Origin of the sequence: Acinetobacter sp. SM34, from assembly GCF_022012365.1 — a bacterium.
In the GTDB taxonomy this organism is placed as follows: Bacteria; Pseudomonadota; Gammaproteobacteria; order Pseudomonadales; family Moraxellaceae; genus Acinetobacter.
This window is the reverse complement of record NZ_JAKLTP010000001.1, coordinates 62,994-79,093: the sequence shown is the minus strand read 5'-3', so window position 1 is coordinate 79,093 and position 16,100 is coordinate 62,994. Positions and strand designations below refer to the sequence as shown.

Here is a 16,100-nt window from a genome sequence, read left to right as displayed (position 1 = left end):
TTATCCTGCATTGAGGTGGTGTTTAATCACATCAATTAATTGTTTTTCGTCTACAGGTTTAGTCAAATAATCACTCGCCCCCTGACGTTTCCCCCAAACTCGGTCGGTTGCCTGATCTTTGGTACTGACAATCACAATCGGAATGTGTTTTGTTGTCGTACCACGTGCAATTTGACGTGTCGCTTGGAAACCATTTACCCCAGGCATTACCACATCCATTAACACTAGATCTGGCAGTTCTGCTTGTGCCATTGTGACACCATCAGCACCATTTGCCGCTTCAATCACCTCAAAGCCATGCTTGGTTAAAATTTCTTTAAAACGAAATGTCTCTGTAGGTGAATCATCAACGATAAGGATACGTGACATGCTTTTCCCCAATAAAAATAAACTTATGCTGTTACGTGATTGCGGATAGCGTTTAACAATTCATCTTTACTAAAGGGTTTAGTTAAATACTCATCCGAACCAACAACACGACCTTTTGCCTGATCAAATAAACCATCTTTACTTGACAGCATAATGACTGGAATATTTTGATAATTTTGTGAATTCTTGATAAGTGCACAAGTTTGATAACCGTCCAAACGTGGCATCATGATATCTACAAAAACAATATCCGGATTGGCTTCAGCAATTTTTGCCAATGCTTCAAAACCATCTACTGCGGTCACGACTTCACAACCTTCACGTTGTAGTAATGTTTCTGCTGTACGACGAATGGTTTTTGAATCATCAATCACCATCACTTTTAGATTGTGGAATTTATCGTCCATTTAATGACCCTTCCGATTTTTAGAATGTACAAACAATTTTAGTCGAAAATTTTATTACAAGTTAAAAACATTTTTAACATATCTTTACTTGCCTTTTCAATGAACATTTTCCGCACAAAGACTCACTTTCGTTTATTTTCAATAACAGCTTCACATTTTCTACCGACCAATGATTTTTTTTTGACAGACAGAGGTTTTTTATTGCTTATTTTAAGTCTAAGATAGCCTATTTATTACTTTTAAAATAAGTAATTTAGTCAACTTTTATTCGGGGGTTACAATGCAAAGTCAGTTTAAATACAAACTTGCTTTCATTGCACAAAAAAAAATGACCTTAAGATTCATTTTTCTTTCTTTTATCATTTTTCAGGCAGTATCGGCATTTGCTGAAAATCTGCCACCTAAAGCCACCTGGTATCGTTATTATGACAGCAGAGGTGTGGCCAATATTAGTAGTAACGTTACCCCCAACCATATTCGCCATGGCTATGAAGCTTTGGATCAGAACATGCAGGTGATCAAACGTAATCGTGCCTTCAATAGCGAACTGGAGATCAAACAGGCTCCCTTACGTGCCGCACATGCCCAGAAACAGGCAGCAGACTTGAAACTTAAAAAAGCTTATGGTAGCAGTCAAGTTGCAATTACAAAACGTAATGACTTATTAGCCAGTATTAAAAAACAAATTACCTTCCAGCAAGACCAGTTAAAACAATTACAGACTGACCGGATCTACTTTAAACGTCAGCAGCTTGAACACTTGCGTAAAGCTGAAGCCCTGCCAAGTAGCTTAAAAAATAATTTAGAAAACAATCAGAAGAACATTGAAGCAAAAAAAGCAATGATTCAATCATTACAAATTAACTATCGAAATACTCAAGCAGAATACGACAATATTATCGCTCGCTTAAAAGCGCTTGAATAAATTGTATTTAGGCTATGAAGCACTTAATTTAAGTCACAATAAATAAAAAGGATGAAGCTACATGCTATCTGGACAGCATATGAAAAAATCTAAATTAAGTGACCATAAGCAATATTTAACCGGCAGCGTTCTGTGTTTAACTTTACTTCTAACAGCTTGCCAAAAAAATGAGATAGAAAAACCTGTAGAAACAACAACAAAAATTGAGTTAATTGAAAAAGATCTAGTTTCCGTGAAGAATGGCACTTCTGTCGCCAAAAGTGCTTTTACCGGTACGCTTCGTGCAGTCAATCAAAGTAGCATACAGGCTCAGGTCACGGCTACTGCAACCCAGGTCTATGTCCAGGTCGGGCAGTCGGTCGCTAAGGGACAGGTCTTGGTTCTCCTGAATAATCAAGATAATGCCGCACGTTTAGCGCAAGCCCAGGCCAATCTTGCAGCGACTCAAGCCCAGGCCAACCTAGCAAAGAATATGATGCAGCGCAAACAGCGCTTATTGGATCAAGGCTTTATTTCCAAAGTTGAATATGAACAGGCCAATGTAGACTATCAGGCGCAACTGGAAAATGTGCACGCACAGCAGGCCAGTGTCAATATTGCCCAAAAAGCCGAGCGTGAAGGGACTATTTATAGCCCCATTTCTGGAGTGATTACACAGCGCCAGGTCGATGCCGGCCAAACCGTTGCTGCTGGCCAGACCCTGTTTGAAATCGTGGATCCGAATCAATTGGAAATTCAGGCCAAATTGCCAAGTGACATGCAGGCTGCATTGAAGGTTGGACAACAAATTGAATACACCATTCAAGGTAATCCAGCGCAACTGACTGCGGTTTTAACTCGAGTCTCCCCTATTGCCGATCCTGCCAGTCGCCAGATTGAATTTTTTGCCAGACCAAATGAAACCATTAACTCACTCAGTATCGGTTCTTTCGTAGAAGGCAACATTCTTGCTTCAACCCAGGTTTCAGGTCAGCTCATTCCACTTGATGTGATTCAGGATGTTAAAGCTAAACCCTACGTATGGGTGATTCGACAGAACAAAATTGAAAAAGTAAATCTGGTGATATTAGAGCAACGTTCTCAGGACAATTTGGCTGTTGTTCAAGGACTGCAAAACACAGACCAAATTAGCCGTATTAAATTTAATGACCAGGACATTCATCAAGCGGTCATCATCAATAAAGAATAAAAAATAAGTACAGGATTGTTCTTATGTGGTTTACCCGAATTAGTGTTAAATATCCTGTTTTCACCATCATGATGATGTTGTGTTTACTAGTACTGGGGCTGGCATCTTGGCAACGCATGGGCGTAGAAGAATTTCCCGATGTCGATTTTCCATTTGTGGTGGTGTATACCTCATATCCTGGTGCTTCTCCTGAAACCATTGAATCTGAAATTACAAAAAAAATGGAAGATCAGATCAACACCATTTCCGGTTTAAAACAGATTATTTCTCAATCTAGTGAAGGGCTTTCGACCATTATTGTCGAATTTAATTTAGATATGTCTTCTGCGGTGGCCGCCCAGGATATTCGCGATAAAATTGCTCCTGTTACTGCCCAGTTCCGTGATGAAATTCAAGATCCTGTTGTTGAGCGTTACGACCCGACTGCCAATGCGGTGATGTCGATTGTGTTTGAATCGGAGACCATGCCGTTACGCGACCTGAGCTCCTATTTAAGTCAGCGAATTGTCCCGCAACTTCGAACTGTACCAGGCGTGGGTACAGTCAATTTACTGGGCGATGCACAACGCCAGATTCGTATTGAAGTCGATCCGCAAAAACTGCAAAGCTTTGGCATTGGGGTAGACAAGGTCATCAATACCTTGAAAGGTGAAAATATTGAAGTTCCGGGAGGAACTTTAAAACAGCCGACCTCAGAACTGGTGGTGGAAATCAAGTCTAAAGTGATTCATCCGCAAGCTTTTGGTGATTTGATTATTGCCAATAAAAATGGTGCTCCTATTTACTTAAAACAGGTGGCAAGCATTGAAGATGGTCAAACCGATTTTGAATCAAGCGCTTATTTAAATGGTAAAGCTGCGGTCGCAATGGATATTTTGCGCAATTCCGATTCCAATGTGATTGATGTGGTCAATGCCAGCTATAAAGCCTTGGCGAAAATCGAGAAACAGCTCCCCAAGGGTACAGTGGCTAAAGTTGCAGTGGACAGTTCTCGAGGAATTCGTGGCAGTATTCAAGATGTTGCACGTACCATTATTGAAGGCGCAGTGCTCGCCGTTCTGATTGTTTTACTGTTTTTAGGCTCTTTCCGTTCCACCGCCATTACCGGGCTGACTTTACCAATTTCCCTGCTGGGTACATTAACCTTTATTTGGGCGTTTGGCTTCACCATTAACATGATGACCTTGCTGGCATTATCCCTCAGTATTGGTCTGCTGATTGATGATGCCATTGTAGTGCGCGAAAATATTGTCCGCCATGCCGATATGGGTAAGGATGCCGTTACGGCGGCACTGGATGGAACCAAAGAAATTGGGCTGGCGGTTTTAGCTACCACGCTCACCATTGTTGCGGTATTTTTGCCGGTTGCATTTATGGGCGGAATTATTGGTAAATTCTTCTATCAATTTGGGGTAACCGTCAGTGCTGCAGTGCTGATTTCGATGTTTGTCAGTTTTACCCTCGATCCCATGCTTTCTGCGCACTGGGCTGAAAAACATGATCCAAACAAAAAACCCGGCAGAATCAAACGCTTCTTTAACTGGATATCCAAAAAACTTGATCATTTAAGCCATTACTATGAAAAGCTGTTAAAATTGGCATTACGCTTCCGCATTTTAACCCTGATGGTTGCAGTCGCTTCGCTTTTTGGGGCTTTGGGTTTATCTAAATTGATTGGTACAGAATTTGTTCCCGTTCCAGATAAAAATGAAATTCGGATTAAATTTGAAACACCAGTGGATGCATCACTCGAATATTCACAAGCCAAGCTATTACAAGTTGAAAATATTCTTCGCAAGCATCCAGATGTGCGTAATACCTACAGTATTATTAATGGAGTAACTGATCGCGGTAAAAACCATGTCAGCATACGCGTCAGGGTTACCCCTCGTCTGGAACGTGCTAAAACACTAACCCAACTGAATAACGAGTTTCGCCAGCGCCTACAAAGCGTAGCTGGGATTACCATTACTTCTGTGGCTTCTGCAGATGAAACTGTTTCTGGTGGACAAAAGCCGGTTCTTATTTCCATTAAAGGACCCGATCTAAACGAACTGCAAAAAATCTCCGATCGCTTTCTTGCAGAAATTTCTAAAGTAGAAGGTATCGTCGATCTTGAAAGTTCGCTGAAAGAACCTAAGCCGACCCTGGCAGTTCATATCAATCGGGTCTTGGCGAGTGATTTAGGCCTTTCTGTCAATCAAATTGCCAGTGTCATCCGTCCCTTAATTGCAGGCGATAACGTAACCACCTGGCAAGATGAAAAAGGCGAAACCTATGATGTCAATCTTCGCCTGACTGAAAACAGACGTACCTTACCGAGCGATATACAAAATCTTTATCTGAACTCACAAAAAACCGATGCTTCAGGCCAGCCTATTTTAATACCGTTGGCGAGTGTGGCATCCTTTAACGAAACGATGGGTGCATCGCAAATTACCCGTCGTGATTTGGCTCGTGAAGTACTGGTAAAAGCCAATACAGCAGGCCGACCTGCAGGTGATATTGGTGCAGATATCAAAAAAATTGAAGATAACTTTGATTTGCCACCGGGTTATAGTTTTGCTACGCAGGGCGCAAATAAAGACATGGCAGAATCGGCAGGCTATGCTTTAACAGCCATTACCCTTTCCATTGTGTTTATCTATATTGTACTGGGTTCACAATTTAACAGCTTCATTCACCCTGCAGCAATTATGGCTTCCCTTCCGCTCTCGCTGATTGGGGTGTTTCTGGCTTTATTCCTGTTTAATTCCACCATGAACCTGTTTTCCATTATTGGTATTATCATGCTGATGGGATTAGTGACCAAAAATGCCATCCTGTTAATTGACTTCATCAAAAAAGCCATGGATCGTGGGGTTGATCGTTATGATGCCATTATAGAAGCGGGTAAAACCCGTCTACGCCCTATTTTAATGACCACCAGTGCCATGGTGATGGGGATGATTCCTCTAGCATTGGGTCTGGGTGAAGGCGGCGAACAAAGTGCACCCATGGCCCATGCCGTGATTGGGGGCGTAATCACTTCCACCCTATTGACTCTGGTTGTGGTTCCTGTGATCTTCACCTACCTGGATGACTTGAAGAATTTTATGACGCGCCAAATCCGAAAAATCATGGCATAATAAACTCACTTGACATGAGGTGACATTCTGAAATGTTCACCTCATTTTTTATCGTATAATCTTATGCTTTAACGCTTAATTATTAGGACAGTTTCCATGCGCGCGAGTCGCTTTTTATTTGCTACGTTAAGAGAAACCCCAAATGATGCTGAAGTGATTTCACATCAGCTCATGTTACGTGCGGGAATGATTCGTAAATTGGCTTCGGGTTTATACACTTGGTTGCCGATGGGCGTACGCGTGCTAAATAAAGTTGAAGCGATTGTCCGTGAAGAAATGAACCGTGCAGGAGCGCTGGAAGTATTCATGCCAGTAACCCAGCCTTCAAGCCTTTGGGAAGAATCCGGCCGTTTTGTGCAATATGGTCCAGAACTTTTACGTTTCAAAGACCGTCATAACAATGATTTTGTGCTTGGCCCAACGCATGAAGAAGTCATCACCGATCTTGCACGTAACGAATTGAAAAGCTACAAACAACTGCCAATTAATTTCTATCAGGTGCAAACCAAATTCCGTGATGAAGTACGTCCACGTTTTGGTGTGATGCGTTCACGTGAATTTATCATGAAAGATGCCTATTCATTCCATGTGGATCAAGCTTCTCTACAAGAAACTTATGACGTGATGTACGACACTTACTGCCGTATCTTTAGCCGTTTGGGCTTAGACTTCCGCCCGGTACAAGCGGACACTGGCTCAATTGGTGGTTCCGGCTCACATGAATTCCACGTTTTAGCTTCAAGTGGTGAAGATGATATCGCCTTCTCTACCGAATCTGATTATGCAGCGAACGTTGAAATGGCTGAAGCTGTTCTAGTCGGTGAACGTGCAGCTGCAACCCAAGAATTGAAACTGGTTGATACACCAGATCAAAAAACTATTGCTGAGGTTTCTGCCTTTTTAGGTACCGATGCTGCGCAATCTGTAAAAGCATTGCTCGTACAAGGTATCGCGGATGAAAAAGGCAATGTACCTGTGGTGGCATTATTCCTTCGCGGCGACCATGAACTCAATGAAATTAAAGCTGAAAAGCATCCTTTAATTACAGCACCTTTAACATTTGCAACTGAAGCACAAATTGCTGAACTTGGCTTAACCACTGGTTTCATTGGGCCACAAGGTTTGATTGAAAAAGGCATTACCGTTATTGTTGACCGTGCAGCATCAGTCCTTTCTGATTTTGTTGCCGGTGCAAATGAAGCCGACAAACATGCAACTGGCGTAAACTGGGAACGTGATGCAACCTTTACTGAAGTTTATGACTTGCGTAATGTGGTTGAAGGCGACCCATCTCCAGATGGTAAAGGCACACTACAAATCAAACGCGGTATTGAAGTCGGGCACATTTTCCAGCTGGGTCAAAAATACTCTGAAGCTTTAGGCTGTAAGGTCTTAGGCGAAGATGGTAAGCCACTGGTTGTGACTATGGGTTGTTATGGTATTGGGGTAACGCGCGTGGTAGCCTCTGCCATTGAACAGAACTTTGATGATAAAGGCATTATCTGGCCAGCAGCAATCGCACCTTTTGAAGTTGCCATAGTTCCAATGAATGCACATAAGTCACCACGTGCATTGGCTGCTGCAGAAGAACTCTACACTGAACTTCAAGCAGCCGGTTATGATGTACTTCTTGACGATCGTAACGAACGTCCAGGGGTGAAATTCTCCGACCTTGAATTGACCGGTATTCCACACCGTATTGTGATTGGTGAAAAAGGTCTGGATGCCGGTACTTTCGAATATAAAGGTCGTACCGATGCTGAATCTGTAAATATTTCTAAACAAGAATTACTGGCTAAAATTGCAAAGTAATTTGTCTTTGAAATAAAAAATCCCGCTTAAGTAGCGGGATTTTTTATTTTATAAATTTTACAATTAGCAGAATTTTAAAGAGCCAAAGCAGTTCCGATAAGCTGGCGCTAAAGTTGTAATATTACCTGCTGCCGCCTTACCATTTTGCACCATGTTTGACATCAAATTGGTTAATGAGTCATTAATATTCAGGGTAAAAGCATCTTGAAGATACATTGACCAACCCTTCCCTACAGAATCTGCATAACCTGGATATTTAATACTGTCTAAAGCAGTTAAGGCTATACCAAAGAGATTAGAATTGACGTCTAATTGATGAACATTGTTTAAATTATACGGCAAAATATAATCATTCAGCAAAGTTGTTAATTTTCCGCTATAGGTGGAATCAGTTTCGAATGTCCCTTGAATTGGAACAGCTAGACCGAGACCAATCAAAGTTTGTTGCTTCATATAAATTTGAATTCCTGTTTTTAGTACAGGCATCAATGAATTCGCTAATTGAGGTCCAGTGAGGACATCACAGCCGCTTCCACCATAAAATGGAGTCGCGCAGATTTGATTAATCGTCAAGCCATTAACGACATCATCTACTGTTTTACCGAGTTCTAAATTTGAAATTCCGACTTGTGTTAATCGAGTTCCTTTAGCTGTGACATTTGCACTCGATGATGCTGCTTTTGTATCAATTGTCATATCCTGATATCTGACCTTAACAATTCCCAGGTTTAAAATTTCAGCATCCTTTACGCCCAAATATGCAGTAGCGACTGTTCCCCCTGATGGCATACCATACGCTGTACCAGAATATTTTGCAGCTCCAGAGGTACACCCTGCAGTTCCACCTTGGCATGTTACCCCAATATTGGTTTGTGCTTGAATATTTAAATTTGTTTTACCTGTCAAATAACCACTATAAGATGCCAAACTACCAATACTCATTGGTCCTTCTGCTTTATCCGCTCCTAAACGAATTCCGACTACCTGGCGGGTTGCTGCGTTGCTTCCACCCTTAATCGCAAACTGAAAAAACGGATTGGTTAATACAAAATCTTTTAAACCCGCTTGATTAGTATCTGCATTATTAGGATCTGTTCCTGTGGGTTGTCCGGCTACACCAGGTAAAGTAATGCAAGTTCCTGATGCATTTGTGACACAACCAAAAGATAACTCCGAAATATCAATATCACATTTTCCTGCACCATTATCGCCACCACAGCCCAACTGTAGTGATTTAATATTGGCATTTAAAGCCAGTTCTGCCTGGAAACCGAGTTTAAAAAAATCCAGGCTTTGGGTTGAATCAGTCTCTTTAGTAAGTGTAAACAAAGCCTGTCCCGTTACATCCGAAAGTGACTGATCATCTAGACTCGTCATTGCATAAGACATTGTGGATGTTACAAATGCTAAGACTAAAGTAACAATGCCTGCAAATATTGTTTTTTTCATTTTCTTTATCCTTGGTATTTGTTTTAACGCGGTGTTATCCCTAACGTACTACGCATAGTCCCACCTGTAATCGCAATATCTGCCATTTTTTGCATTGTTCCTGCTGAAGGCGATAATGCCAATTCCGCTTTTAATACCTTATTGGTAACCGTTGAGTTGACTGTATTTTCATAATTAAATTTAATTTGATTATCCATCACCACGGTATCACTTTTTACTTTGATACGAGACTCAAGACCAATACGCCCTTGCAATTTGTTTAGATTGACACTGGATGACGTTACTGCATTAGTAGTTGTATTGGTATCTTCATTAATAATACTGAAGTAACTGCCATTCCCACCTGTTACTCCTGGCGGGTTAAATTCAAAATTCGCTTTTAACGATAAGAAATTCGTATCTGCAGTACCAGTTGGACTTTCCGATCCCGGAATAATTAATAGCTCACCTTTACCATCTATCTTAAATGCAATAGAAGACAACACATCGTCTTTTTGGGCAAAATTATCAATGGGTACAATTTTTTTAGTAGTACAACTTGGGGTTTCAACTGGACAGTTATATAAAGATCCTGGCAGTTGTCCAATCGCAATTTCAGCTTTAGCAGCAAATAATAAATTGTCTGCCTTAATATAAATTCCATCATCTTCAAAGCCAATCAATCCATCTGATTTCATGTAGGAATCAATATTTCTAAGGCCTGCATAATAATTTACTGGTTCATTAAATGAACCAGTTCCACCGTCAACTACAATAATAGACGTTGTGGCAGGCTCACCTGTTTTTTGATCAATACCATAACCATCAGTCGAAAAGACAAGATTATAGCCCAACCCTTGGCTGTCAGTCGTTGCAGTCTTATACTTATAACTTTTTGAAAATAATGCCAAGTTTGCATTCAGATTATAAATTGGAATACCAATACCCCAATGGGCAGTTTGGTTGTCAATTTTCGCAATTGAGTTATCTGAAATAAAACGTGCTGTACGGGCAATAGATTGAAAATCAAAACCACGCACAGCAATTAATGCCGCATTTTGCTTTGTGCTAGCTGCATTAATGGCATAGGTAATTTGGTTTGAATCTGTTGGGTTTTTACCTAAAACTTTCTCAATGGTATCGTTATAAATAAAATTTAAATTATTAGTACTAACAGTATTAATATAAATATCACCGAAATCAATATAGGCATTTTGGCTATTTAATTTAGTAACATCAGTATTTGAAGTACGTATTTTTAATGGTGCCAGATCTGAGAATTCAATGGCATAACTACCATGTCCAGTATGACCAATTTCCAAAGTTGTAGGCTTATGGCTTGTACCAAGTAAGGTATTGCCTGTACGAGTAAATTCTCCAGACATACCAAAATGCAAACCACCTACACCTAAAGCCTGGTAATCGGTTAGAGTGCCTGTCAGGATACCATTGGTATTGCGATGAAAATTCTGATAACCACTTTGGTCAGAATTTATAAAGATTTTACCATTGGCAATTGCACCTGATGCCCCCATACGAATAACGTTATTCTGCGTAGTTCCAGTGCCATAACGTATATCAATATTCACCCCAGGATTGGTGGGGGCATCTGCTCCCGTTCGTGTTGAACTAACATCACTCGTATCTTGTACGCGCCCTAAATCAACCAGGTTGTCTGAACCATCTCTAGCTTTAGTTGTTAAGACAATACCCTCTGTACGGTCAATGTACAAATAACCATCTGCTGCAAGATTAAAGTTAAAATCTTTTAAAGTCAGATTATAGTTGTTTAACCCATAACTAATACTGGCATTTTGCAGATTAAGATCAAGATGAGCTTTCGCATCACGGTTAAATAATCCATTTGTTGTTTCAAGATTCATGACAAACGGTGTAGTTGTTTTAATATTTAAAGAACCTAAACTTTGCTGTTGATCTGTGCTACAGGTATCACAAATCAACATGATGTTTTGCACTGCCGCCTGAAAAGGGGACACACTGGCTTTTATTTTTACACCTGTGCCATTCGCAGTTGCACCTACGTCGAAGTCTAATTTACTTAAAATATTTGTTTGGCCATTACCCGTAATTTCCACACCTTGCAAACCAAGTTTCATATTACCTTGATCTGTATAGTCTATCCAATTCGCCTGAGTAATTGTCGCTTTCGACATTTCATGCGTAATAGAAATTCCATCTTGTCCTGTCACACTACTTAGTGATTGATCACTTAACTCTTGAATAGCATAACCATGCTGAGCAATAAGTACGCAGGCTGTCAGTATATTTAATTTTATTATTTTCATTCTAATATCCCTATTCTTAAATTCTTAGCTGACTAGCAGCGACTAGTTGAAGTCCCAGCACAGTTATAACTAAAAATTTTGAGGTTACCTGAGATATGTAAATTCCCATGTGCATTTAACCCCATGAATCCTTTTTCTAAACCTCTATCGAATGTACCAGCCTCTGTGCCATAAGTTTCTGAATTTAAGTATCCTTCTGCCCCACTTTCCACAGACAATCCAGCAAAACCTAAATTTCTAATTTTTAAAGGTGCATTATCATAAAAAGTAAGTTGCATTGCCGTTTGTGGATTTCCATCTTTGTTGGTAATGGTCGAGCCATCCATGGAGAAACGGTCAATTTGCAATGTTCCCTGGATTTTTTTAAATACTAACCATTTTTGATTGCCATTTTCCACATGATTGTTGGGTGAAATCGCAAGACGGCATAAAATGTCGTTGGTACAGTTGTAAACATAGTTAATATCGCTTACCGTCAAAGTATTAAAGGCTTTACTTTTATTAGAAATATCTTGTAGTGACATGTCATTGGCATACTTATGGTTTAAAGACAATGTCCAACTTAAATCAGCCCCCCCCTGTCCAATTACATCGGTCAACTCTATACTGTTCAAGCCTACAAGATCTGCATGAACCAAACTCGAAAAGATAATGAGGGCAGGATAAAAAAATAATTTCATAAGCATTCCACCCCTATAGTCCCGTTGTCTTAAATTTCAAATGTTGAATTAACATGCCATCAATAGCAGCCGAACCTAAATTCACCGCAGAAGCAGTCGGTGTAGAACCTGGACCTCTAAATACCACACCAGTTGTAGTGCCAGTCCTATCGGCATTTAATAAATTTTTTGTTGAATCATAACTAACTCCACCAATAGCAATACTGCTATGAGTGGCATTGTTTCCCTGATAATTAACTGTTGATCCGTTTGCTACAACCTGGCTTGTGTTATAACCGCAAACATAAACATTACAAGTAGAACCTTTGTAATCACTACTAGCACCTACAGAAGAATAAGCGAGTGAATAATCGGTATAAATTTTCTTATACACATCTGCAACCTTGGGAATTGCTGTCACTTCCAACACAATGTTACGTCCCTCGGAACCGAGAATAAAAGGCTGGTACATATTACCCAGCACTAAATTAATATTTGGGCTGTAAAGGTATAAACCTTCATTACTATCAAACACAGGGGCTAAGCGACCTGCAAAAAGAGCTGGAGTAGCCCCAATACCATCATCAGTAGCGGCGGTACTCATACGTAATACATTCACATCAAGCGCAGTTTTACTCGCAGCTGTATTCGCAAAAGTTAAATTTTCAGGGTTTGAATTGGTATTCAACCTTAGGATAGATGCCATTCCTAAAGTCTGGTTATATTGTGCAGTCTCCGAAGTCAGCGTCTGGAATAAACGAACTTGTGATCCATTAATACTTAAACCATTGGCGACGACCTGTAAGCGCATACGCTGACTTTTGCTTAACTCCGTATCATCTACATTCGTTGCATCTGTTGAATTGGCTACAGGCGCACCTGTCACAGGATTAATTGCATTACTCGACGCCCATTTTCGTGAAAATGCATCCGTCCAGAAACCGAACTTAATCTTGTCTTCGGTACTATCTGCTGTGACTTTTGCCAATGGGGCTTCAAGCGCAATATAACTAATAGTACCGTTAGTACTAAATTGGGGTACATTTTGTTCAGAACCTGCACGAAGCAACCATGGGTTTGCTGTGCTTCCCCAGTTAAAACCCGTATTACTAAAACGAGCATTGGCATCATTATTAGTTTTAGATAATGCCAAACCATAAATAAAAATATCTGCTTTGGTCTGTTTAGTCGTTAAATCTGTCGCGGTCGTCCCTGTATAGTTCTCGCCTACTGGAATAATACGGATAAAACCAGTGTCGTATTTAGGTTTGTCTGCCGCAACAATAGCAGTATTGTTATAGCTTGAAGCAGTAGAAATATCGTTAGGACCCTGAAAAACCATCTTAAAGTTTTCAGGCAATAATGCGATCCCTTCACCGGTAGTTTCAGAAAGATGATCATCTGACAAAGATTCAAGCGCATAAACTGATGGGCTAAGTAAAGCTGCGAGCACACTCGCCAAACAAGATTTTTTAAATCTTGTATTATTCCAACTTTGAGTCATCACGACCTTCCTTTTTATCAGATGCTCCGCATCATTATTTTTAATTCATCCTATGCTTGGCATGCCGAATTTTTATTTATTTGTCATTACGACAATGTTATTACCAAGTCTGTACAACTTTTTATTATGCTGAATATTATTGCAATTGCAAAAAAAACTGGTCGAATGAACACAGTTTCCGATGAATGAAGGAAACAAAAAATAAGCGGACCAAAATGATCCGCTTATTCAATTATTTATAATACTTATGCCTTCGGTAATGTCACACCGGTCTGACCTTGGTATTTACCACCACGGTCTTTATAAGAGGTTTCACATACTTCATCAGATTCAAAGAACAACATTTGGGCCACACCTTCACCGGCATAAATACGTGCTGGCAAATTGGTGGTATTTGAAAATTCCAGGGTCACATGACCTTCCCACTCAGGTTCAAGTGGAGTAACGTTTACAATAATACCGCAGCGTGCATAAGTCGATTTACCTAAACATACAGTCAATACATTACGTGGAATACGGAAATATTCTACTGTGCGGGCCAAGGCAAATGAATTGGGCGGAATAATGCAGACATCCGATTCAATATCAATAAAGCTTTTATCATCAAAGTTTTTTGGATCGACAATTGCTGAATGGACATTGGTAAATACTTTAAATTCACGTGCGCAACGAACATCATAACCATAGCTTGAAACACCATAAGAAATGAGTTTTTCACCAGTTTCGTCATAACGTACCTGGTTTTCTGCATACGGTTCAATCATGCCGTGTTTTTCGCTCATTTCACGAATCCAACGATCAGACTTAATTGCCATTATTTGTATCCAAAAATAGTTAAATCAATTATTGCGCTGTACTTTAACTGAAATCTACCGTAATGGAAATAATGAACGGGTGATGATGACATTTTTTACAAAATGAACATTTTCCTCATCCATATTTAAAGATTTAAAAGAGCAGAATAGCTAAGAGGGATAGAGAAACTCAGCAAAATCAATGAAGCGGTTTTTTGCAAATTAGATTGATTTAACCAACCCACCTTATTTGACGCTAAAATTGAGCCAATAAATGTCCAAAACAAGGCAATCGGCACAATTAACACCAGAAACATAGCAATATGGAGGAAATAGTTGTGTACTGTGAGCCAAGCTGTGCTTGGAAAAATTGCCGAAGCAAAGAGTAAAGCCTTAGGATTTAACAAAGTTGCACAAAACAATTCGCGCGCACGAATGGTAGGCTGATTATAACTGGCTTCAATATCTGCCGTTTTCCAGAGTTTAATGGCGAGAAAAATAATATAAAGTGCACTGAGAAGCTTTAATAGTGTGGGAAGGATTGGCCATTTAGCAGAAACTGTTCCAATGACCATGCCCCAAACAGTGATGGCAATTAAATAGCCGCAAGATTCGGCAGGAATCAATCGTAATGATTTACGTACCCCAACCTGAATACCGGAAGATGCCAGCAATGTATTTGTTGGACCAGGCGTTAATAAAATGGTAATAACCAAGCCAATGAATAACCACGAAATCATATGCGACCTCTCTATAGAGTGCGCGAAGAGTAAATGAGTTTATTGTACTTAGCAAATCAGAAATTTTATATCTTTTAAAAAAACAGAGTTTATTTTAAAAATTATTTAAATTTCAATAAATTATAATAAACACTTACAATTTCACTTATGAGTCATTTGTTAGAAAAAGTTTCAATAAATACTATTTTAAGGTTGATGATTTACATTTAGCCGGCTTGAGCTGTCCCTCAAGGATCTATTCAGGCACAATATCCCATCATTTAAACGGCCGATTTTTATGGCAAAAAAGTTCTTTCAGTCATGGCTTCCCTCACCGCAAAAAGTTGCAGAGATGAAAGTAATGAAGATTTTTGGTCAACACACCTTAAATCCTTTACTTTGGTACGTGAACAGAAAGTCCATTTCAAAAGCTGTTTTTATTGGCACGTTTTGGGGCATGTTGCCCTTACCGTTTCACAGTATTTTGATTGTATTGACGGTATTGCTATTTGAAGTCAACCTCCCGGTCAGTTTATGTCTGGCCTGGCTAACCAATCCTTTTACCTTAGTTCCGATTCTGTATCTGGGGTTCTGGTTAGGCAGTAAAATATTCCAGGTCAATATGATTGATCAGGATATGATTCTGGGTGTGCTGCATCAGATCAGCCACGTTATTACCCACTTTGGGCATGGACATATCGATTTAAGTTTAGCAAAAATTTTATTATCCGGGTTGTTACTAGAGGCTTCCATTTTTGCAGTTGTGTTATTCGTGATTACCCGACTATTGTGGCGATGGAATATTATCCTGCATCATAAACGGCGCCGAGATCCGCAGTAATCATGCCATTTTTAGCTAT

The 16,100-nt window shown here is 39.9% G+C and carries 13 protein-coding genes; 5 read left to right on the top strand and 8 right to left on the bottom strand.

Annotated elements, in window-relative coordinates; genetic code table 11:
* Positions 1-369 carry a response regulator gene (locus LZZ98_RS00345; protein WP_086174806.1) on the bottom strand — a complete coding sequence of 123 codons (369 nt, stop codon included), beginning with the start codon at positions 367-369 and terminating at the stop codon, positions 1-3.
* A gap of 23 nt (positions 370-392) precedes the next feature.
* Positions 393-776: a twitching motility response regulator PilG gene (gene pilG, locus LZZ98_RS00340; RefSeq protein ID WP_086174807.1), complete on the bottom strand. Its 384-nt coding sequence runs from the start codon at positions 774-776 to the stop codon at positions 393-395.
* Between the two features lie 280 nt (positions 777-1,056).
* On the opposite strand from pilG, the gene LZZ98_RS00335 reads away from it, so the two are divergent.
* From LZZ98_RS00335 to LZZ98_RS00320, 4 genes are all read left to right on the top strand, one after another.
* A complete protein-coding gene (locus LZZ98_RS00335) occupies positions 1,057-1,701 on the top strand; it encodes a hypothetical protein (RefSeq protein WP_237786175.1) in 645 nt (214 codons plus the stop codon).
* A 79-nt stretch (positions 1,702-1,780) separates the two neighbouring features.
* On the top strand, positions 1,781-2,890 hold the full coding sequence (locus LZZ98_RS00330; RefSeq protein ID WP_237786174.1) for an efflux RND transporter periplasmic adaptor subunit: 1,110 nt from the start codon (positions 1,781-1,783) through the stop codon (positions 2,888-2,890).
* A gap of 23 nt (positions 2,891-2,913) precedes the next feature.
* A complete protein-coding gene (locus tag LZZ98_RS00325; protein WP_237786173.1) occupies positions 2,914-6,018 on the top strand; it encodes an efflux RND transporter permease subunit in 3,105 nt (1,034 codons plus the stop codon).
* 96 nt (positions 6,019-6,114) lie between these two features.
* Entirely contained in the window at positions 6,115-7,830 is a 1,716-nt protein-coding gene (locus tag LZZ98_RS00320; protein WP_237786172.1) for a proline--tRNA ligase, read from the top strand.
* 63 nt (positions 7,831-7,893) lie between these two features.
* Here LZZ98_RS00320 and LZZ98_RS00315 read toward each other — a convergent pair whose 3' ends face one another.
* From LZZ98_RS00315 to LZZ98_RS00290, 6 genes are all read right to left on the bottom strand, one after another.
* On the bottom strand, positions 7,894-9,279 hold the full coding sequence (locus tag LZZ98_RS00315) for a hypothetical protein (protein WP_237786171.1): 1,386 nt from the start codon (positions 9,277-9,279) through the stop codon (positions 7,894-7,896).
* A 23-nt stretch (positions 9,280-9,302) separates the two neighbouring features.
* Positions 9,303-11,564, bottom strand: a complete 2,262-nt coding sequence (locus tag LZZ98_RS00310) for a DUF6160 family protein (RefSeq protein ID WP_237786170.1) — start codon at positions 11,562-11,564, stop codon at positions 9,303-9,305.
* Between the two features lie 32 nt (positions 11,565-11,596).
* A complete protein-coding gene (locus tag LZZ98_RS00305) occupies positions 11,597-12,250 on the bottom strand; it encodes a hypothetical protein (protein WP_442862675.1) in 654 nt (217 codons plus the stop codon).
* 7 nt (positions 12,251-12,257) lie between these two features.
* A complete protein-coding gene (locus LZZ98_RS00300) occupies positions 12,258-13,727 on the bottom strand; it encodes a hypothetical protein (protein WP_237786168.1) in 1,470 nt (489 codons plus the stop codon).
* Positions 13,728-13,972: 245 nt separating this feature from the next.
* Complete coding sequence (gene dcd / locus LZZ98_RS00295) at positions 13,973-14,542, bottom strand: dCTP deaminase (protein ID WP_086174816.1); 570 nt, start codon at positions 14,540-14,542, stop codon at positions 13,973-13,975.
* Positions 14,543-14,667: 125 nt separating this feature from the next.
* On the bottom strand, positions 14,668-15,261 hold the full coding sequence (locus tag LZZ98_RS00290) for a LysE family translocator (protein WP_237786167.1): 594 nt from the start codon (positions 15,259-15,261) through the stop codon (positions 14,668-14,670).
* A gap of 271 nt (positions 15,262-15,532) precedes the next feature.
* Between LZZ98_RS00290 and LZZ98_RS00285 the strand changes: the two genes are divergently transcribed.
* A complete protein-coding gene (locus tag LZZ98_RS00285; protein ID WP_237786387.1) occupies positions 15,533-16,081 on the top strand; it encodes a DUF2062 domain-containing protein in 549 nt (182 codons plus the stop codon).
* The last annotated feature ends 19 nt before the right edge of the window (positions 16,082-16,100 follow it).

What these genes read in the sequence shown, in the direction of transcription:
- LZZ98_RS00320 (WP_237786172.1), top strand. Translation starts at nt 6,115, where the DNA reads ATGCGCGCGAGTCGCTTTTTATTTGCTACGTTAAGAGAAACCCCAAAT.
- LZZ98_RS00325 (WP_237786173.1), top strand. Translation starts at nt 2,914, where the DNA reads ATGTGGTTTACCCGAATTAGTGTTAAATATCCTGTTTTCACCATCATG.
- LZZ98_RS00345 (WP_086174806.1), bottom strand. Translation starts at nt 369, where the DNA reads ATGTCACGTATCCTTATCGTTGATGATTCACCTACAGAGACATTTCGT.
- LZZ98_RS00290 (WP_237786167.1), bottom strand. Translation starts at nt 15,261, where the DNA reads ATGATTTCGTGGTTATTCATTGGCTTGGTTATTACCATTTTATTAACG.
- LZZ98_RS00315 (WP_237786171.1), bottom strand. Translation starts at nt 9,279, where the DNA reads ATGAAAAAAACAATATTTGCAGGCATTGTTACTTTAGTCTTAGCATTT.
- LZZ98_RS00335 (WP_237786175.1), top strand. Translation starts at nt 1,057, where the DNA reads ATGCAAAGTCAGTTTAAATACAAACTTGCTTTCATTGCACAAAAAAAA.
- LZZ98_RS00300 (WP_237786168.1), bottom strand. Translation starts at nt 13,727, where the DNA reads ATGACTCAAAGTTGGAATAATACAAGATTTAAAAAATCTTGTTTGGCG.
- LZZ98_RS00330 (WP_237786174.1), top strand. Translation starts at nt 1,781, where the DNA reads ATGAAAAAATCTAAATTAAGTGACCATAAGCAATATTTAACCGGCAGC.
- LZZ98_RS00305 (WP_442862675.1), bottom strand. Translation starts at nt 12,250, where the DNA reads ATGCTTATGAAATTATTTTTTTATCCTGCCCTCATTATCTTTTCGAGT.
- LZZ98_RS00310 (WP_237786170.1), bottom strand. Translation starts at nt 11,564, where the DNA reads ATGAAAATAATAAAATTAAATATACTGACAGCCTGCGTACTTATTGCT.
- pilG (WP_086174807.1), bottom strand. Translation starts at nt 776, where the DNA reads ATGGACGATAAATTCCACAATCTAAAAGTGATGGTGATTGATGATTCA.
- dcd (WP_086174816.1), bottom strand. Translation starts at nt 14,542, where the DNA reads ATGGCAATTAAGTCTGATCGTTGGATTCGTGAAATGAGCGAAAAACAC.